Below are 19,626 nucleotides of genomic sequence, written 5' to 3'. Positions count from 1 at the left end.
TACGTGTTACTCACCCGTCCGCCGCTAAGTTAATCGGGAGCAAGCTCCCGATTAACTCCGCTCGACTTGCATGTATTAGGCACGCCGCCAGCGTTCGTCCTGAGCCAGGATCAAACTCTCCATTAAAGATGGAAGGTTCCTGCCACCCGAAGGCGGTAGGTTTTCCATTTAAAAGTGTTTGTTTAGCTCATTTTGAATCTGACGAGATCGGAGCGAAATTCAAATCCACATGGATTTGAATTTCGTCCCCAATGTATCTCATTTATTTCTCACTCGTTGTTCAGTTTTCAAAGATCAAACTTTTCATTTCGTTGCTGTTTTCGTTCTCAGCAGCAACTCTTATATCTTATCACCTATTAACCAACTTTGCAAGAACTTTTTTTCAAGAAGTTTTTTCCTTCACATCAGTTCTGCTCGTTAGCCGACCATTCAAACAGCTTGTTCAATTGGCCGGAATAAGAATATACCACAGATCAAAATCATTTAGCAAGATTTTTTGAAGAAATATTAATTTTAATTTCACAATAAAGAAAACTCTTAAAAAGAGAACGGCAATTCCAAAGCGCCTTCAAAACAAAAAGGCCAGCACGCGGCCGACCTTTTCTTTAATCTTTTATTTAATCTTTTCTTTACCCCAAAACTGTATCCCGGTCAGAAATCCCAAGTCGGGAACCATCTCAGCAGATTATCAATGTAACCTTTGCTCACCGTAAGGCCGGACAAGGCCGGATAGAACAGAATGAACAGCAGCGCGGCCAGAACAATGTAGCTGATGCGGATTTTTTTAAACCAGATGTACCGCTCTTCCCCAAGCTTCATCATATAGACGATACTTAGGATCATAAACGGCACCATCGTAAAGTAGTGATAAATGAACGTGTAACGCGGCACGAGCACCCACGGAATGTACACGGATAAATAAGCAATCCAGACACTGTACATATATTTGTCTCTGCGTTTGACAGAAATCCAGATCGTCAGCAGGATAGCCAAAATCCCCGTCCACCAGATCAGCGGATTCCCCATTGTCACCATCGTGGCTTTCATGCCCGGCGCCAAATCGGGACCATTGTACAGCCAAAGCGGACGTTTCATGAACGGCCACTGCCACCACTGCGAGGAGTAGGGATGGGTAGCCGTAAGCTCACTGTGATAATCGTACATATGGATTTGGGCGTCGATCAGGTTTTTAAAGGTATACCCGCCCGGCGTCTCCTTCAGAACCGGTATAAACGACAAACTGTAAATGATGGCCGGAATAACAATGAAAAAGAGCAAACAACTGGCCAGTGTGATGACCGTGTTGCGGATAAAACCATGGGCGGCGGCTTGGTACAAGGCCGTTTTATCCGCCTGTTCCGAAACTACGAGGACTCCGGCGCTGTTGATCCGGTCGCTTCCCGTCCCCTCACCCTGCTTCAGCCAGCGGCGCGCGGCTAACATTTCCCGGAACCTCGCGTACAAATACATGCCGAGCATAACCGCCAATCCGGCGCCGCCATAAGCGACGTTCCATTTGGATGCCGTCCCGATCCCAAAAAACAGCCCGGAAAGACCAAGCGGAATCAGCGTTTTGCCAATTGGGATCGTATAGAAGTTGTGCGACATGTAGCGGTGCATAAAGTAGTACATCACCATCAGGAAAAAGACGGCGTATACGTCGATCGTCGACATCCTCGTTTGGCTGAAATGCATAAAATCCAGAGCAAACAGCAGCGTTGCCGTAATCGCGTATTGGCTTTTGCGGAACATCGTAAGTGCCATGCGGTAGATCAGCGGCAGCATGCCGATGCCAAAAAGCGTGCCCACGATCCGCCAGCCGAACGGGCTGAGGCCGAAAATTTTTATCCCGACCGCAATCAGGATTTTGCCAAACGGCGGATGCGTATTTTCGTAAGCCGGCATGCCTTGCAGATATTCGTACGCCGTTCTCGGATGATAAATCTCATCAAAATATGTGCTGTTCATAAAGCTTGGTCTGTAAACATCCGTATCCGGTTCATCGAACAGCAGGTTCGGAGAGCCGGTATCCCCGGCTGCAATACCGTCGTCGTGGATGGATGCCGGAAGCAGCGCTTTTTCCGATCCGCGTTCATAAATCGCCACTTCATGGATGATCGTCCCCGCAGACTCCGCCGTAAATTTAACGTAGCGGGCATCGATCAGCGATTCCGCCGTATTCCATTTAAATACTTTGCCGTACAGATCAAGCTCTGTGGCGTGATCCCAGTTGTCCGGCGTATTGCTGAATTCCATTTTGACTACGCCTTTGCCCGGGCCGGCAAACAGATTAATCCGCTCCACCGACTTCGTGGAGCCTAGATCCACGTAGAAATTTTCGCCATCTGCCGAGGAAGTCCAATAGGTTGTCGGGGATTTGAAATCCCCGAGATGATACAGAGCGATTACCGCATACAGCAGCGTAATGGCTCCAACCCACAGCCAGTCCTTGCGCTGCATCCGCGGATTCCGGACGGTTATCGCTGACTGCTCCAGCTCTTCAAGAGTCAGGTTATCGGCGACACGATGCTCATCGGCAGACACGGCCGGCAGGCGACGGATTCGGCCCTTGAAGAGGATCTCCCAGCTTACGAACAGCAAAAAGGCAAGAAGCGCCAGATTTACAATGGCGGATACGATCGCTATCCCGTCAATCGGGGTGGCCGAATTGGCTACATGGTAGTTTTTCAGCACATAGTCCATATTCACATACTGCGTAACGCTAAAACCGAAAAAGACAAGCAGCAGCCGGCGGTCCCGCAGCCCAATAAAAGCAAACAAAGCAATCAGCAGGGCCGGAAAAAGGTATCGTTCATGCATTTTGGGACCCAGCAGATAAACGCAGGATAATAAAATCAGAGCCAGCAGATACACGGCCGCGGTTCTCCCTTTTTGGGAGGCCGGGACTTTTGTAAGCCGGTTCGATGGAACACGGCGGTGTTTATCCGATTTCTCCTGTCCCTCGCGCGATGCGGTCTTCTGGTTAAGCTTATCTTCCGTTTTCAGGGCCCTTCCGGCTAAAGCAAACCAAAGCGTCGCCGCTACGGAAAGGAACAAAAACAGATTGCCCCAAGCCCCGAAAGACAAGAACATCCACTTCTCGTTTAGCGGTTTCCAATTTCCGCCGGCAAGCGAAAATAAATTAAAGGCATTAAGCACCGCATAAGGATAAGAATTCAAAGTCGATTTATACAATTGATAAAGCCCGTTGATTCCGCCGTTATTCCAAAAGAACGGAGCGGCCAGCAGCCCCAGCGTAATCAAGCCGTAAAGGACGCTGAGCAGGAACGTTTTCCAGCCGGTTTTCCGGATCAGGAATCCCAGCAGCAGAACCGGAGTGAAAATCAGCGCCTGAGGTTTGATCAGCGCAGCAAGCGCGAACCAAACCGTCGAATGCGTAGGCTTGCGGCCCGCCAGGGCATTCAGGGAAAGAACCAGGAAGACGGCAAAAAATCCGTCGATCTGCCCCCAATTCGCCGAATCGATCCAAATGGCGGGATTAAACAAGTAGAGAAACGCAAGCGCGAGCGCAAGACGTTCGCCGATTTTTCCGCGGCCAAGCCGGTACAGCAGGAAACCTGCCGCAAGGTCGGCCAGAATGGCCGGAAGCTTGAACAGCAGCCGGGCTCCGTCTGAAGCATCGGCAAGCCCCAGCGCCGATTTCAGCGCGCCAAGCACATATAACACGTATAGATATCCCGGCGGGTAATCGGCGAAAATCCCTTTTTCGTAAAACTGCCCCAGGCCCTTCTCTCGAAGACGGTCGGCCCAGTACATAAAGGTGGTTATATCGCCGGCGTAGCCCTCCATCCGGAGCCCGGACCAGATCCTTACCACAAAAGCCGCGGCCAGCAGGATCAGCAGCCAGATTTTATAATCCGGACGCGGCTTGGCCGTTTCGTCTTTTCTCATGAAAATCCGGTACATATAGGCAAAAAACAAGCTGAAAACCGCAAGCATCAGAACCGTTGAAGTCACCGACACCGGCAATTCGCGTTTAGTTTCCTGTTTGGCGGTGTCCATGTTAACCACGGCATCCGTTGCAGCTGGTTTGGCCGTCTCCACTACGGAAATATCGTCAAAATAAGCGGTTCCCGTCGTAAGAGCGCCATATTGGCCCAATCCCGCGCCGACCGTCACTTCAGTTTGCTTAGGGCCGGTTACGCCCGTAAATTCGACCTTTTGCCAATTCCCCTGGGTATCATAAACTTCGGGATAACTCGCGCTGACGCCGGAAATGAACAGATTGGCTCCACTCCCGCCGGAAGTCAGCGGAATGCCGGACGTTTTGACCCAGCCGGATATTTTATAGTATGTATCGGGTTTTACCGTCAGCGTTTGGATCCATCTCGCATGGTTGGGCTGGATATTTTGCACCGCTGCCGAGGTTGCCCCCGTATGCGCTTCCTGCGTATCGATCCAAAGCTTGCTTGCCCCTTGGTCCGTCAGCCACATGTCCTGGCTCCATACGCCCGGAATTCCGCCGGAGACCTGTTCAAAACCGCTGTTAGCCAGCCTGTTCTCGTCGGCCGCCCATGCTGCAGAAGGGATCAACGCCGCCAGCAGGCTCATCAGGCTTATTAAGCTTATTACCAAAAATAAGGCGTACGTCTTTTTCGATTGGCTTGGTTTCGTCATCAATGGTTAGTCACACCTCACGAGCAGTAATGGCTTGCAGTATTTGTTCTACATTATAATTGGAATCTTCCTTTTAAGTATTAAATCTGACCCCTCCAGCATTAAATCCGGCCACGTTAACTTTCCACAAAAAAAGCAGCCCGGCGCCAAAAGCCGAACTGCTTCATTAACTTCTATATATAGTAGTGAAAAACCTGCAAAATCCCGAATCTTATTCCGAACCAATAAAGATATAACGGGCCAGCACGATAATCGCCAGAACCCACATCAGCCAGTGGATTTTTACTTTGTTTTTGGACACCAAGTTGCTGCAGAGCGCCAAAATTACGTAGGATAAAATACCGGCCGAAATCCCGTTGGCAATGCTGCCTGTGAACGGCATCAGAATAATCGTTACAAAAGCCGGGAAGGCATACAGGAAATCATCCCATTCAATGCTCTTCACTTGGCCCATCATCAGCACGCCGACGATAATCAAAGCAGGAGCCGTAGCCGCACTGGGAACAACGCCGGCAAGCGGAGCGATAAACAGGGACAGCAGGAACAATACGCCGGTCGTAATTGCCGTAAGGCCTGTCCGTCCGCCTTCCGCAACGCCTGCCGTACTTTCGACGTAAGAAGTAACCGTACTTGTACCGAGAACCGCACCGGCGCTGACGCCAACCGCATCAACCAGCATCGCTTTCCCGATCATTTTCTCGCCTTTTTCTTTGTCTTTCATCAGTCCTGCGCGAGTAGCCGTACCGACCAGAGTGCCAAACGTATCAAACAGCTCTACAAAAGTGAAGACAAACACGATCTCAAATAATCCCAGTTTAAACGCAGCGCCAAGATCAAACTTGCCGACGGCCAGATCGTTCATGTTCGGGAACCAGGTGGCTCCGGATAAACCGCTTGTGTTGGTAACGCCCATCGGAATACCGATCAGCGTTGTAGCCACGATGCCGATCAAAAGTGCGCCTTTAACGCGAAGGGCCATCAGGATGGCGATCAGAATCAGACCGATCAGAGTAAGCTGGACTTCGTGGCTGTGAACCATATCGCCAAAGGTGAAGTTAATGCTGCTGCCGCCAACCGTTTGGGTCGGATCCGTAACCCCTGAAAGGTTCACGCCGATCAGATTGCTCAGCTTCAGGCCAATGCTGGCTACGAACAAACCAATCCCTACCGTGATTGCAGCTTTCAAGCTTTGCGGCAGAGCCACGATAAGCAGCTGGCGAATCTTGGTGACCGTCAGAATCAGGAAAATAATCCCCGAGATAAACACGGCGCCCAAAGCCGCCTGCCAGGTGATTCTTCCGTCCGAGCTAAGCACAACGGTCATGAAATAAGCATTCAGCCCCATACCCGGCGCCAGCGCGATCGGAATATTCACGAACAGACCCATGATGATCGTGATCAAACCCGCGCCTACGCATGTTGCAAAAAATACGCCGTCCGCCGGAATCCCGGCACCGTCCGGGCCAAGAAACAGATTGTTCACGAACAGGATGTACGCCATCGTCATGAACGTGGTAATGCCGGCAATAATTTCGGTTCTTACCGACGTACCGTTTTCTTTAAGCTTGAAAAAACGATCCATTTTAACAAAATCCCCCTCAAATAATCAGGTTAACCCCGAAAGAACTGCAGGAACGACAAACAACCCGGGTAAACAAACGTTTCCCAGGTCCTCGCAGTAGCCGAAAAAGACAAACCGCAAGCAGCAGCAGCATTCCTGCAGGCAATCCCGATCGCCGGTTGCGTGTCTTTTCACTTCGTAGCCAGATCATTTACGGTGACCTCGTAGAAACTTCCGGGCCAATTCCCGGAATTATACGAATACTATTGAATTGTCAAAAGCAGTTCTCAGATGCTATGACCAAAACCTTACATAGCATTTACAAAACATATTTTAGGCATGCCAGGAACCCTTGTCAATGATAAAATACGAATGTTTCGAATTAAAATGTTTTTGAACGTTCGCCATTTCCAGGATATAGGCTTTTTGCGGCAATAGGCGCGGCTTCCCAGCAGGTTCATGCTTTTGCAGAATGTGCGTTGTACGTACAATTAAGACATAGCTCTTTTATTATGCCCCCTGACCAGCCGGGTATAACCGTTTCTGTCAAAGAGGCTGCTTGCTTTGGAGGAACGAGGGCATCACCTTCTTTGGCTGAAAACACAAAAAACCGCATCCCCAAGGATACGGTTTTTAATTTCATTGTTTTACAGCCTATTCCCACTCGATCGTAGCCGGCGGTTTGGAAGTCACGTCGTACACGACGCGGTTGACGTTCTCTACCTCATTAACGATACGTACGGAGATTTTCTCCAGCACGTCCCAAGGGATACGCGCCCAGTCGGCGGTCATGCCGTCGATGGAGGTTACGGCGCGGATGCCTACGGTGTAGGAATACGTACGGGCGTCACCCATCACGCCGACGCTCTTCATGTTGGGCAAAGCGGTGAAATACTGCCAGATTTCACGGTCAAGACCGGCTTTGGCGATTTCATCGCGCAGAATGAAGTCGGATTCGCGGACGATATGGAGCTTGTCCTCTGTTACTTCGCCAAGCACGCGGATGGCCAGACCCGGACCCGGGAACGGCTGTCTCCAGACGATTTCCTGCGGCAGACCGCATTCCTCGCCCACTTTGCGGACCTCGTCCTTGAAGAGAGTTTTCAAAGGCTCCACGAGTTCAAACTTCATGTCTTCGGGAAGGCCGCCCACGTTATGGTGCGATTTGATCGTTTGCGCCGTAGCCGTGCCGCTTTCCACGATATCCGTGTAAAGAGTGCCTTGAGCCAGGAAAGCAAAATCGTCAAACTTCGCGGACTCTTCATCGAAGACGTAGATAAACTCGTTGCCGATGATTTTCCGTTTCTGCTCCGGATCGTCCACGCCTTTCAGCTTGGAAAGGAAACGTTCTCTGGCGTCGATCTTAACGACCTTCATATCAAATTTGCCGACAAAGGTTTCCATGACGCTTTCGGCTTCGCCTTTGCGCAGCAAACCATGGTCGATGAACATGCAGGTCAGCTGATCGCCGATCGCTTTATGAATGAGCATAGCCACAACAGAAGAATCCACGCCGCCGCTCAGCGCGCAGAGAACCTTCTTGTCGCCAACCTGGTTGCGAATGTCCCGAATCGTGTCTTCAATCCAGGTTTCCATGCTCCAGTTGCCTTCGCAGCCGCAAACCTCATAAAGGAAGTTGCGGATCATTTCATTGCCGTACACAGAGTGCCGGACTTCCGGGTGGAACTGCACGCCGTACATTTTACGATCGTCGTTGCCGAAAGCCGCAATCGGCGCATGGTCCGTCGAAGCCGCCACCTTGAAGCCTTCAGGCAGCGCTACTACATGGTCGCCATGGCTCATCCAGACCGTTTGTTTGTCTTCCAGATTTTTGGTCAAAACTGAACCCGGAACAAAATCCACATCGGCTTTGCCGTATTCCCGTTTAGCCGCCCGTTCTACTTTGCCGTTCAACTGCTGCGCCATAAGCTGCATGCCGTAGCAAATACCAAAAATCGGAACTCCGATATCATAGATCGCCGGGTCCACATGCGGAGCATCCACCCCGTAAACGCTGGAAGGTCCACCCGAGAAAACAATCCCTCTAGGAGCGATTTCCTTGATGCGTTCGACCGGCGTATTATACGGCAGCAGCTCGCTGTATACCCCAAGATCACGAATACGTCTTGCAATTAACTGATTGTATTGTCCCCCGAAATCCAGGACGACAATAATTTCATTTGGCTTATTCATTACCGAGCCTCCCTCAATTCTTGAGACCCATTATACGCAACGACAAAAGACAACGTCAAGAAAGTTCGGGGGGGTCTCTCCCTTATAATGAAGCCAATTTCCGGCAGGTATCCAAAAATCTCCGGGTTGTCTGTCGATCAGGCAAATCTCCCCCGTAATAAAGAGGTTCCCAAACGCTCAGAAACCGCTCCACTTCAGCTTTTCCAGGTTCGTCCATCGCCCGCTGCAAAGCTTCGGCGTATTCCCGCGCCGTTGCCCCGGCGCCAAATTTGCCGTACCGTCTGCGCAGTCCTGCCCAGGCCGCGTCGGCGGAGCGGAGCAGCTCGATTTTTCCCGGGAAATGACGATCGGCTACCCGTCCGCCGGTTGGGCCAGGCTGCTTTGGACCTTTGTAAGTCTTGTTTTTACCAAGAGACCTGCTGCGTGCCAATAACCAATAAAGACCTGCCATGCCGCCCGCCAGCAGCAGGATTAAGAGTGAGATGACGGCAATAAAGACTGGCTTGGATGCCTTCTGAAGCTGCTCTGTCCCTTGGATTACCTTAATAAAACCAGCCGCCAAAACGGCAGCCGCCCGGTTCAAAACGCGATCCGCAAAAGCTCCCTCCGCCGGGGCAGCTGTCCCGGACTGTGATTGCTGCAGGCTTGCCGATCCGTCTTCCTCCATCGCTGAAAGCCCCGAAAATCCCGGTGTAGGCTCAAACGGAAGCCAACCCTGGCCGGGAAAATATACCTCCACCCAGGAATGGGCGTCCGCATAACGGACCGTATATTGGCCTGAGCCATCCGGCTCGCCGGGAGCAAACCCTTTTACCCATCTCGCCGGAATGCCCTCGCTCCGCAGCAGCACCACCATTGCCGTAGAAAAATGATCGCAGTATCCCGCACGCTGCCGGAACAGGAAATCCTCCACGAAATCATGGCCTGCCGCGGGCACGGATGTATTTAAGGAATATTTGTAATTATTCTGCAAATAAGTCACGACCGCCTGCGCCGCTTCATAGCGGTTTGCCGCTCCGGCCACGATCGATCGTCCCAAGTCCCGTACGGAATCCGGCAGTGATTCGGGCAGCTGCAAGTAGCGGTAACGGATTTCCGAAGGGTCGGTCTGATCGGCTGAAAAAGAATTTTCGGCTTCCTTCCAGGCCGTTTCCGGCGTAAGGGCCGCCTGGATCTCATATCCGTAGATAGCGCCGTTCTCCGGAGCCGGCTTTACATAAGCAGCATCCGAAGCCGCGTCTTTAAGCAGCGAATAAGCCGGTACGGACGAGGGATAAGAAGGTTTGTGTTCGGTGTCCACCCTTTGGACCCTCAGAAGCCGGCCGCCGCTGAACAAAGGAACCGTTCCCCGTTGAGGTTCGGCAAACGTAAGGGTTTGATCGGCGGTTTGAAACGCGCCGGGAAGTCCGTCACTCTGTCCGTACGGATCCCATAAGGAAGAGTCTTCGGGAGAACTGGAGCCGGATCCTGAGCCGGTGCCGGCACCGCTGCCGGAACTTGAAACCGGCCCGCCTGCTGCGGATGGCAAATCATCTAACGGGTCTGCAGATGAGCCGAATGTCGGATCCGCCACTCCGTTTGACTCCTCCGGCTGGCTCCAGCCGCGGCCGTCGTAATAACTTAACGTTTCGCCCCTCCAGTAGGTGCGCTGCGGAGATTCGGCCGTAAAATAAACCTCGTCGCGAAGTTTTAACGGTTTCCCCAATTCCTCGCTGTCTTCTTCATACCCCGTTACGGCAGTGCTGTTGTCGGTCTGCGCCGTTTCCGACCAGGCTTCAAAACTGCTGATCGCGCTCTGCCAATCGATGGACTGGGCCGGTTTTACAGGAAAAAGCAGGGCCGCGGCCGCAGAAGCCGCCACACCGAACATAACGATAAAACCGCCCAGTCCCAGAAGGGCTCCTGGCGCTGTCTTTTTCCCGCTTGAAAAAGAGGACTGGCCCCTTCCGAATCCATCCGGCCCATATGAACTGTGGGCGCCTTCGTTCGCCTGCTCGGGAGACTCCCAGGAAAACGCCGACTCCGCGAATCTGTTCTCCCTAGCCGCCGCTGCCTGCCTGAAAAAAACGATGCTGAATTGAAGCAGCAGGCCCAGTCCCATCGCCCGGACAACCGGCCAGAACATGTACATCTCGGCGGTTAGTTCAAAAGCAAACAAATAGATCGCAGTAATGCAGAGAAACAGCAGGACGGTAAACCGGTTAATGGCGAGCAATTGAACCGATAAAACGAGCATGATCCAGCCGACCAGCAGCACCAGCAGCCGGGAGGTCTGGCTGATGGCCGACATCCTCCCCGTTTCTGCCCAAACGGAGGCATCATGAAGCAAAGTCGGGCCGTAATTCAGCAGCCAAAGCCATCCCTGCCCGTTCCCGAATAAATAAACCATGGACTGGCACAAGGCAATCAGCGCTAGAACGGAAGTCATCCAGAGCGGAAAACCTATGCTCCCGATGAGCAAAATGACGGCGGTTAATACGACCAGCAGCATGTAATAGACCCGGCTATCCGCCTCCCCAAACAGCCGCAAGGGCTCAAGCCACTGTAAAAACAGCCCGCAAAGCAGCAAAGAACACCAGAATCGGATGAACAGCCGGGCTGTCCAACCTATATTTCCGTTTGAAGAAGCGGAAAGCAGAACTTCGTTGTCAGGCCGGGACATCGGCATCCGGCTTCGCCTCCTTCCCGTCTTCGATCGGCTGCGCCGCGCCGTCCACGGGTTCGGCGGACGATGGAGCCGCTATGGACGCCGACCGGAGCCCCGAAGCCGCCGAATCGTTCTGCCCTGCGGCGTCGCAGCTGAGGAGCCGGACCGCGGCTCCCCATTCTTGAAACTGCCGGACTGCGGCAGTTAAGCGGGGGTCGGCGCGGCCGGTGATCACCGTCACCGGCACGCCGGGATAGCTGCGCGCGGCTTCCGCCAGCATTTCCGCGCCGGCGTGCACGCCGCCGGCGGACAAGGACAGCCCGGCAAGTCCGGCCGGGCCGTCCTCCCCGAGGCTGTGCAGGCGCCAGGCGCACAGCCGGTCCATGCGGCCATGCCGGAACAGGACGGCATGGCCGTTTGCGGCCGCATCCGCCAGGAGAAACGCCGCCGTGGATACGGCGGTTTCGAACGCCTGCGCGGCTGCTTCCTGAGGGCTGCCCGCGAAAGCCGGGCAGCCCTGGCCTTGACCTTGGTCCGGGCGCGGCGCGGAGCCGGACCGCGTCGCGGAGACGGACAGCCGCGAAGAGCCGGATCGCGGCTTGGAGGGGGCTGGCCCCGCTCTTCCCGCGGAAGCGGCTCCGCCCGCCAGCCGTGCCGGAGCGGTCGCAGACTCCAGTTCAAGCTCATAAGAGCTACATTCGATATCGAGCAAAATCACGCTGACCAGCGCCTGCTCCTCCTCCGGAGCCCGGACGATCAATTCGCCGCGGCGGGCGGAGGATTTCCAGTCCACCGCTTTCATCGGATCGCCGGGCCAATAGCCGCGGACGGAATGGCCCGGAGGACCTGACACTACGAAACGATCCTCCGCTCCCTCCGTCGGCTCCTTCCGGCTGCCTTCTCCCCCGCTCTCCCCGCCCGGTACGTTCGCCGGCACCGGCAGCACCGCCAGCAAACCGCTGACCGTGCAAGGCCGTTGATAGCTGAACCAGCCGAACAAGTCGCTATGGCTTACGGCAAGCTGTTCCTTGCCGTAAATACCGCGGGGCAAACCGCGGGCCGCACAGGTAAAGCTGAGACTGCGACGGAAACCCGCAAACAGCCAATATTCGGCCGGCTCCCCGCCGAAATCGTCGCGCAGCTTCAGCCAAACCGGCGGCAAACCGCCCTGCAGGCGCAAATTCAGCCTCATGGCTACCGGCAAGCCCGCCAGAGGCTGAACGGCCGAATATTGCCGGCGCACTTCGATATGCCGGGGCCCAAACCATCTGGCTGCAAGTCCTTGCAGCAGGATGAAAGACAGCACCGCCAGCATAAAAAGGGCCGTGCGCCCGCCGTGCCACAGCACGGCCGCCAGCATCAGCCCCCAAACCGAACCGGCGGCCGTCCAGATTCCGGCCGCCTTCATGAGGCCCCGCCCGCAGCCGCACGGCTGCTGACCGGCACGGCGGTGCCAAGCACCAGTTCCCGGACGAGCTCTTCCGCCGTCCGGCCCTCCAGTCTGGCTTCCGCCGCCAACATTAAGCGGTGCGGAAGCACGGCTCCCGCGACGGCCTTTACATCGTCCGGTGTGACATACATCCGCCCTTTGAAATAAGCGCCGGCCTGGGCTGCCGTCATCCAGGCGAGCGTTCCGCGCGGGCTGATGCCAAGGGTCGTTCCCGCGTGCCGCCTGGAAGCATCCGCGATAGCCACCATATACCGCTTGACGCTGTCATCCACCGTCACGCTCCGCACCTGCCGCTGCATCGCAGCCACTTCCTCCGGCAGCAGCACCGGCCGCATCCGGTCCAGCGGCGTGGTCGCGTCCTGCTGACCCAGCAGCCGGATCTCCTGCTCCATGCTCGGATAGCCGAGCGAAATGCGCATCAGAAAGCGGTCAAGCTGCGCTTCCGGCAGCCGGTAGGTACCTTCGAACTGTAGCGGGTTCTGCGTCGCCAGCAGCAGGAACGGCTCCGGCAGCTTGCGGCTGACGCCGTCCACGGTCACCTTCCGCTCTTCCATCGCTTCCAGCAGGGCGGATTGCGTACGGGGAGCCGCCCGGTTGATTTCGTCCGCCAGGACGATATTGGACAAAATGGGACCCGGCCGGAACTCGAATTCTCCGCTGTGCGGCCGGTAGACGGAAACGCCCGTAATATCCGAGGGCATCAAATCGGAGGTGAACTGAATCCGGCCGAAAGTCCCGCCTATGCCTTTGGCGATGGCGCGGACGAGCATCGTTTTTCCGACGCCCGGCACATCCTCCAGCAGTACATGTCCGCCGCTCAGCATAGCTAAGATCGTAAGCTCGATCTCTTTTCTTTTCCCGACGATCACCGTATCCAAACTATCCGCAAAACGCTGCAATAACGTGTAGGCATGTTCATGAAGTATTGAAGAGGCCATAGCCGATAACTCCTTCCCGATCCCAAAATAGGAATACAATCTATCAGCTATTCTCTCCATTTTTCATAAAAATAGACCCTCTTCATAGACTCTTATCCCATGAATCCTCCCCGACCAAATCCCGTGTTCCCGCAGCTCAGGAGGCTTTAACGTCCCATTGCTTTTCCGTTTTGCTCACCCTTTCGACGGGATGGCCCAGTCCCTCCAGCAGGCTTCTCAAGGAAATCCAGATCGTGTTATCCCGGACACTGATGGAGGTATCCGTTTCCCTCCGAAGTCCGTCTATCCGGGTCCATGCTCCTTCGGATGTTGTCTGCACCTTGATGGACCCTTTCCCCCATTCAACCTCGGCCTGCCGGCTCCTGGAATCCCAGCTTACCGTACCCCCAAGCCTCTCGGCCGCGGCGCGCAGCGGCACCAGAAAACTGCCGTTTTCAAGCTGATATTCTCCGGTATCCATAACGGTCTGTACGCCTCCTGCCGTAATCTCTAAAGGCAGCAGGTTCTGGTCAAAAAAAGCCGCGTTAGGCGTGATATGGCTTGAAATCCAGGCCTGGCTCGGAGCCGGGCGCCCTTTGGACAGATTGCCGCCGACCGGGAACTGAACGGGTTTTGTCTCGACCCCAAGCGTTTTAAACGCATACCCTTTTGCCTTGTAGGATTCGATAATTTGCGGCAGTGCCTTCACCGTATTGTCATGTCCGCTCCCGTCGTGCATCAGCAGCACCACCTGCTTTAAATCTCCGGTATCCGTCGCCTGCTTCAGAATCTCGGACACAGGGACGCCTTTTCTTGCCGAATCCCCGCTGTCGACGTCCCAGTCAAACACTTTGTAGCCGGCCTGGGCCAGCAGATCAAAATAAGTTTCGTCGAAGTGGCCATAGGTGCCGCCCGGAGCCCGGACCAGCTGCGGCCGAGAACCGGTAATTCCGCGGAGGATCTCTTCCGTTTGTTTGATTTGTCCCCAAAAATCGCTAAAATTGTGGTAGAGCTTTTCATAATTGTGGTCATAGGTATGATTGCCGAGCGCATGCCCTCCGTCTACGATCCGGCGGATCAGCTCGGGCGAATGTTGCGCCTGCTGACCCAGCACAAAAAAGGTCGCTTTCACCTTGTATTTTTCTAAAATATCCAATACGTTCGGAGTCAGCTTGCTTGGCCCGTCGTCAAAGGTCAGGTAGACCGTTTTGGCATCGGGTTCAGGTTCTTCTTTTGTTTTCATTTTTGGCCGGACAGCCGTCATTTGAAACGAGGGCTCGGGTTTATCCGTATTTAAAGGTATGAAAGTGGCATCAGCGGGAGAGAGCTTGTACATGACGCCCGAATGATTGGACTCCCGGGCTGCGACTGTCAGAGACACCGTTGCTGCCAGCAGTACGACCACCGCAATTACTATTATCCAGGACTTTCTATACATCTCATTCTACCTCCGTATATCCGCAAAATAGATTAAGCTTTGCTAGATTATATGGAGGTGCCGGATAAAATAGACTAGCCTTCGGACGATCAGCTGGAGAGTGAACTTAATCATGAGCATAGTGCATTTATTGGAAGTTTTATTTAGCGAGCACGGTTATCTCGTCCTTTGGCTCGGACTGCTGCTCGAATTTATCGCCCTCCCGTTTCCCGGGGAAACGACGATGGCTTATGCCGGATTTCTGGCCTATAAAGGACTGCTCGACTGGCAGCTGCTCATTTTGTTTGCTTTTCTGGGCACCTCCATGGGGATTACCATTACTTATTGGATCGGACGAAGAGCCGGACTCCCGTTCATCCGGAGGTTTGGCAGATGGTTTTTCCTCCCGCCGCAAAAATTGGACAAAACCAGGGTCTGGTTCGCCAAATATGGTTCGGGCCTTATTTTTATCGGATATTTCGTTCCGGGCGTCCGGCACTTTACCGGCTACTTCGCCGGCTCCATCGCGCTGCCTTTCCGAAAATTTATACTGTACGCCTATTCGGGCGCGCTGATCTGGTCGGCTCTGTTTATCGGCATCGGCAAAATTTTTGGCCCGCAGTGGAAATACATGTTTGAGCTGGCCGCCCATTATTCAGCTATCGCTTCGATTGCTATCGTGCTGGTCATCGCGCTCATCGTGCTGTACCGCTACCGCCGCCGCTCACGGCGCAAAGCCCAGAGGGAGCAAGAACTGCCCCCCTCTTCAGCCGGACAGGAGGAAATGGCCTACATGAGCGGCAATGCGGAATCAAAGGACATCACGGATGAAGGGAATGACCCGGCCCGGCAAACCGGGGCCGACCCGTCCGAACTGGACCAAAAAGAGGTCAAACCCGTGCGAAGCGGCGCAAATGGATAACCCTTGGCATACGAGGCAGAATGTCAGAATATATTGATGGAAATGGACCCTGCAAAAAAAAGACCGGGAACCCGCTCCTTTGAGAGCCGTCCCGGTCCGTTTTATATCCCCGTTTTTTGGGGATTAGTCCACTGAATCGCATCCTGACGCAGCAGTACTGCGTACGGTTTTATGGATTGGCTTGCGGAAGCTGCTTCACTGCCTCCAGCACCTCTTCGGCGTGATTTTTCACCTTCACCTTCCGCCATTCCCGCACCAGCTTGCCTTCGCCGTCAATCAGGAAGGTGGAGCGGACGATGCCTTCGTATTCCCGTCCGTACATTTTTTTCAGCTGCCAGACGCCGAACATCCGGCAAACCTCATGTTCCGTATCCGACAACAGCGGAAACGGCAGCTCATGTTTGGCCGCAAAACGGCCGTGGGCTTTCAAATCATCGCCGCTGATGCCTAGCAGCACCGCGCCATGCCGTTCGAAATAAGCCGTGCGGTCACGGAAGTCGCAGGCTTCCTGCGTGCAGGAAGGGGTCTGGTCCTTCGGATAAAAATACAAAACGACCGGGCGCCCTTTATAATCGCTCAGCGTGATATTGCCGCCCGTGCTGGCCGGCAGCGTAAAATCCGGAACGATCTGTCCCGGCTTCAGCTCAACTGGTTTTTGATCATCCATTGCTTGTCCCTCCAAAGCTTTCCCATTTTTCAAAAAAACGAAAATTGATTGTAGTCATAAAAGAAATTATAATGTAAAGATATGAAGAAACGCCACGATTGGAGCGGAAATTCCGATCTTTTTGCAGAAAGGACGAACAAGATGACAAAAAGGACGAAACGGATCACCCTATGGTCCGTCATAGGCGTACTGGTCGTTGTTGTGGCCTTTGCCGCCTATTATTTTTTCGCCATTTACAGGCAGGTAGATAACTTCAGCAAAGAAGGGGAAAATTCTCCGTTCTACCAGGTGCAGCCAAGCCATACCAAAGCGGATGAACCTCCGAAATGGGAAGGCACGGAACGGGTGAACATCCTGCTCATGGGTGTTGACGCCCGCGGCTTGAAGAAAGGCGAAGTGCCGCGTTCCGATTCCATGCTGGTCGCTTCCATTGATCCCGTAACCAAAAAAGGCTCTTTATTTTCGATTATGCGTGATACTTATGTCGACATTCCCGATCATGGGGAGGAACGGATCAACACCGCGATTACCCATGGCCCTGATATTGCGATGAAAACGGTGTCCGATCTGCTCGGTATTCCGATTCAATATTATGTATATACCGACTTCCAAGGTTTCATCGCCCTGATAGACGCTGTGGGCGGCATTGATTTTAACGTGGAAAAAGACATGCACTACACCAGCGCCGCGGACGATCACCAATATGACATCGATCTGAAAAAAGGCGAGCAGCATCTGGATGGAAAAACCGCGCTTGAATACGTCCGTTTCCGTCATGACGCCTTGTCCGACTTCGCGCGGACGGAGCGCCAGCGGAACTTCCTGGCTGCCGTTGCGGATAAACTTAAGAGTACTACGTCCATCATGAATTTGCCGACCATTTTAGACAAGGTTAATCCTTATATCGATACCAACCTTTCCGTAACGGATATGTGGAAACTCGCCTCCGTTGGTTATAAAGTAGAAATGACGGCCAGCGAGCAGATTCCGCCAATGGATCTATTGAAGGAAGAAACCGTCGGCGGAGCTTCGGTCATCGGTGTAAAAGACGAGGATGCCCTCAAGCAATTCGTCCAAGACTCTCTGAACAAAGAAGTCGAACCTTCGTCCAGCCCGGACGCAAACGGTTCGGTGGACAGCGCTTCAGGCAATGATTCCGGCAATTCCGGGACAGAAAATGCTGAAGCCAGCGCCACGCCAGCTCCGTAAAACTGCACAAACGAAACCCCATATTGAGGTATAATGGATAACAGCGGCGGGAGCTTTCCCCCGCTGTTATCGCGTTACATAGAAAAACAAGAGAGGAAGTTTTGCGTGAATACCCACACTAATCGCCCTAATTCCGAGCGCCTTTACGAAGAAGCACTCAAACATATCGTAGGCGGGGTAAACAGCCCGTCCCGTTCTTTCAAAGCCGTTGGCGGAGGAGCACCTGTTTTTATGAAAAAAGCGAGCGGAGCCCATTTCTGGGACGTGGACGACAACCGCTACATTGACTATCTGGCCGCCTACGGCCCTATCATTACCGGACATGCCCACCCGCATATCACCGAAGCCATTGCACGGGCGGCGGCAAACGGCACGCTCTACGGCACGCCGACCGAGCTGGAGATCCATTTGGCCAAAATGCTGAAGGAAGCGATTCCTTCCATGGACAAGGTCCGTTTCGTCAACTCCGGCACGGAAGCGGTTATGACGACGATCCGCGTGGCCCGCGCTTACACGAAACGCAATAAAATCATTAAGTTTGCCGGGTGTTACCACGGCCATTCCGATCTGGTGCTCGTTGCCGCCGGCTCCGGCCCTTCCACGCTGGGCATCCCTGACAGCGCGGGCATCCCGACCAGCATCGCTCATGAAGTGATCACCGTGCCGTTTAACGATGCGGACGCGCTGAAAACGGCTCTGGACAAATGGGGCAGCGACGTTGCCGCCGTTATGGTCGAACCGATCGTCGGCAACTTCGGCATGGTTATGCCGAAGCCGGGTTTTCTCGAGGACCTGTGCCGGCTGGCTCGTGAATATGGTTCGTTGGTCATTTACGATGAAGTGATCACGGCGTTCCGTTTCCATTACGGCTCCGCTCAAACCTTTGCGGGACTGAGCAACCACGAAGCCATTAAGCCCGATTTGACGGCACTCGGCAAAATCATCGGCGGCGGCCTCCCGATCGGGGCTTATGGCGGCAGCAAAGAAGTGATGGAACAGGTGGCGCCTCTTGGTCCTGCATACCAGGCCGGAACAATGGCAGGCAACCCGGCTTCCATCTCCGCAGGCATCGCCTGTCTGGAGGTGCTGCAGGGCGAAGGCGTTTACGACGAAATGAACCGTCTCGCCACCCGCTTGACGGACGGCCTGGCATCGTCTGCGGCTCAATACGGCGTTCCGCTGACGATCAACCAGATTCGCGGCTCCTTCTCGGCTCATTTCTGCGACCATCCGGTAACGAACTACGACGAGGCGCAGGACACGGACGGCGAAGCTTTCGCCGCCTTCTTCCGCCATATGCTGAACCAGGGCGTCAACCTGGCTCCTTCGAAATACGAAGCCTGGTTCCTGACCACGGCGCATACGGATGAAGACATCGATGCCACGCTAACGGCGGCGCATGAGGCGTTTAAGCGGTTGAGCTCCAGTAAATAACATCGAATACTAAAACTAAACGGTATCCCCTCTTCTGTAATGAAGAGGATATACCGTTTTTTCTCTTGCGCTTTCTCTCACTCTAACTCTAACCGTTAATTTCACCTTCACTTCCACGTTCCACCTTACTCCTATCCCTCTACTCGAGCAAAGACATTTTAGTAATTCTCCCCGCGATAATATCGCTCAAGCTTTCGCTCCAAATGGACGAGCTGGTTTTTTTTCTCTTCAATGTCATCCAGCAGCTTTTGCTTCTGGTCCTGAATCAGTTTGATTCTTTCCGGCAGAGTCGAGGTCCCCTCCTTAACCTTCTCATAATAATTTTTGATATCTTCCACGCTCATCCCGGTTTCGCGGAGACATTTGATAAAAACGAGCCAATTCAGCTCATCCTCCGTATAAAGACGATTGTTTTGCTCGCTGCGCGCTGCCGGTTCCAGCAATCCTTTTCTTTCGTAAAAACGGATCGCGCCGATGTTGATACCGACCTCTTTCGCTACTTCTCCGATAGTAAGCATATCTCCCTCGCTTATAAAAAAATTTTCGTTGACCTACACTAAGTGTAGCATAG

General features: G+C 53.8%; 12 protein-coding genes, 1 rRNA gene and 1 riboswitch. Of the genes, 3 read left to right on the top strand and 10 right to left on the bottom strand.

Translation table 11 applies throughout. The features are described from left to right. The 8 genes from AC3ZPD_RS16400 to AC3ZPD_RS16365 all read right to left on the bottom strand — a co-directional run. Window positions 1–126: ribosomal RNA gene (locus tag AC3ZPD_RS16400) — 16S ribosomal RNA — on the bottom strand; the annotation flags it as partial. Window positions 127–651: 525 nt separating this feature from the next. Next, the gene (locus AC3ZPD_RS16395; RefSeq protein ID WP_490985369.1) at window positions 652–4,638 is read right to left on the bottom strand and encodes a glycosyltransferase family 39 protein; all 3,987 of its coding nucleotides are present in this window, start codon (window positions 4,636–4,638) and stop codon (window positions 652–654) included. 211 nt (window positions 4,639–4,849) lie between these two features. Further along, window positions 4,850–6,220, bottom strand: coding sequence for an NCS2 family permease (locus AC3ZPD_RS16390; RefSeq protein WP_490985359.1), 1,371 nt, complete (start codon window positions 6,218–6,220; stop codon window positions 4,850–4,852). A gap of 158 nt (window positions 6,221–6,378) precedes the next feature. Continuing rightward, a riboswitch (purine riboswitch) is annotated at window positions 6,379–6,479 on the bottom strand. A gap of 374 nt (window positions 6,480–6,853) precedes the next feature. Continuing rightward, window positions 6,854–8,392, bottom strand: a complete 1,539-nt coding sequence (gene guaA, locus AC3ZPD_RS16385; RefSeq protein WP_490985358.1) for a glutamine-hydrolyzing GMP synthase — start codon at window positions 8,390–8,392, stop codon at window positions 6,854–6,856. An 82-nt stretch (window positions 8,393–8,474) separates the two neighbouring features. After that, complete coding sequence (locus AC3ZPD_RS16380) at window positions 8,475–11,060, bottom strand: transglutaminase TgpA family protein (protein WP_490985357.1); 2,586 nt, start codon at window positions 11,058–11,060, stop codon at window positions 8,475–8,477. Next, window positions 11,041–12,447, bottom strand: coding sequence for a DUF58 domain-containing protein (locus tag AC3ZPD_RS16375; protein WP_490985356.1), 1,407 nt, complete (start codon window positions 12,445–12,447; stop codon window positions 11,041–11,043). Before AC3ZPD_RS16375 ends, AC3ZPD_RS16380 begins: the two co-directional genes overlap by 20 nt. After that, on the bottom strand, window positions 12,444–13,427 hold the full coding sequence (locus tag AC3ZPD_RS16370) for an AAA family ATPase (protein WP_490985355.1): 984 nt from the start codon (window positions 13,425–13,427) through the stop codon (window positions 12,444–12,446). The genes AC3ZPD_RS16375 and AC3ZPD_RS16370 overlap by 4 nt, the downstream gene beginning before the upstream one ends. A 136-nt stretch (window positions 13,428–13,563) precedes the next feature. Continuing rightward, window positions 13,564–14,844, bottom strand: coding sequence for a polysaccharide deacetylase (locus tag AC3ZPD_RS16365; protein WP_490985354.1), 1,281 nt, complete (start codon window positions 14,842–14,844; stop codon window positions 13,564–13,566). Window positions 14,845–14,956: 112 nt separating this feature from the next. On the opposite strand from AC3ZPD_RS16365, the gene AC3ZPD_RS16360 reads away from it, so the two are divergent. Then, window positions 14,957–15,745 (top strand): DedA family protein, encoded by a 789-nt coding sequence (locus tag AC3ZPD_RS16360; protein WP_490985353.1) that lies wholly within the window; start codon window positions 14,957–14,959, stop codon window positions 15,743–15,745. A 169-nt stretch (window positions 15,746–15,914) separates the two neighbouring features. Here the strand turns inward: AC3ZPD_RS16360 and bcp are convergent, their stop codons facing one another. Beyond that, window positions 15,915–16,412 carry a thioredoxin-dependent thiol peroxidase gene (gene bcp, locus AC3ZPD_RS16355; RefSeq protein ID WP_490985352.1) on the bottom strand — a complete coding sequence of 166 codons (498 nt, stop codon included), beginning with the start codon at window positions 16,410–16,412 and terminating at the stop codon, window positions 15,915–15,917. Between the two features lie 141 nt (window positions 16,413–16,553). Here bcp and AC3ZPD_RS16350 point away from each other — a divergent pair, with 141 nt between their 5' ends. Further along, window positions 16,554–17,621, top strand: coding sequence for an LCP family protein (locus tag AC3ZPD_RS16350; RefSeq protein ID WP_490985351.1), 1,068 nt, complete (start codon window positions 16,554–16,556; stop codon window positions 17,619–17,621). Between the two features lie 105 nt (window positions 17,622–17,726). After that, window positions 17,727–19,055 (top strand): glutamate-1-semialdehyde 2,1-aminomutase, encoded by a 1,329-nt coding sequence (locus AC3ZPD_RS16345; protein WP_490985350.1) that lies wholly within the window; start codon window positions 17,727–17,729, stop codon window positions 19,053–19,055. A 158-nt stretch (window positions 19,056–19,213) separates the two neighbouring features. Here the strand turns inward: AC3ZPD_RS16345 and AC3ZPD_RS16340 are convergent, their stop codons facing one another. Beyond that, complete coding sequence (locus AC3ZPD_RS16340; protein WP_490985349.1) at window positions 19,214–19,573, bottom strand: MerR family transcriptional regulator; 360 nt, start codon at window positions 19,571–19,573, stop codon at window positions 19,214–19,216. Between the last annotated feature and the right edge of the window lie 53 nt (window positions 19,574–19,626).

Source organism: Paenibacillus mobilis, assembly GCF_058267595.1.
This window is presented reverse-complemented; position numbering and strand designations above follow the sequence as displayed.

Excerpts from the sequence above, each read along its gene's own strand:
- AC3ZPD_RS16360 (WP_490985353.1), top strand. The coding sequence starts at position 14,957 with ATGAGCATAGTGCATTTATTGGAAGTTTTATTTAGCGAGCACGGTTAT.
- AC3ZPD_RS16365 (WP_490985354.1), bottom strand. The coding sequence starts at position 14,844 with ATGTATAGAAAGTCCTGGATAATAGTAATTGCGGTGGTCGTACTGCTG.
- AC3ZPD_RS16375 (WP_490985356.1), bottom strand. The coding sequence starts at position 12,447 with ATGAAGGCGGCCGGAATCTGGACGGCCGCCGGTTCGGTTTGGGGGCTG.
- AC3ZPD_RS16380 (WP_490985357.1), bottom strand. The coding sequence starts at position 11,060 with ATGCCGATGTCCCGGCCTGACAACGAAGTTCTGCTTTCCGCTTCTTCA.
- AC3ZPD_RS16350 (WP_490985351.1), top strand. The coding sequence starts at position 16,554 with ATGACAAAAAGGACGAAACGGATCACCCTATGGTCCGTCATAGGCGTA.
- AC3ZPD_RS16340 (WP_490985349.1), bottom strand. The coding sequence starts at position 19,573 with ATGCTTACTATCGGAGAAGTAGCGAAAGAGGTCGGTATCAACATCGGC.
- AC3ZPD_RS16395 (WP_490985369.1), bottom strand. The coding sequence starts at position 4,638 with ATGACGAAACCAAGCCAATCGAAAAAGACGTACGCCTTATTTTTGGTA.
- AC3ZPD_RS16370 (WP_490985355.1), bottom strand. The coding sequence starts at position 13,427 with ATGGCCTCTTCAATACTTCATGAACATGCCTACACGTTATTGCAGCGT.
- AC3ZPD_RS16390 (WP_490985359.1), bottom strand. The coding sequence starts at position 6,220 with ATGGATCGTTTTTTCAAGCTTAAAGAAAACGGTACGTCGGTAAGAACC.
- guaA (WP_490985358.1), bottom strand. The coding sequence starts at position 8,392 with ATGAATAAGCCAAATGAAATTATTGTCGTCCTGGATTTCGGGGGACAA.
- bcp (WP_490985352.1), bottom strand. The coding sequence starts at position 16,412 with ATGGATGATCAAAAACCAGTTGAGCTGAAGCCGGGACAGATCGTTCCG.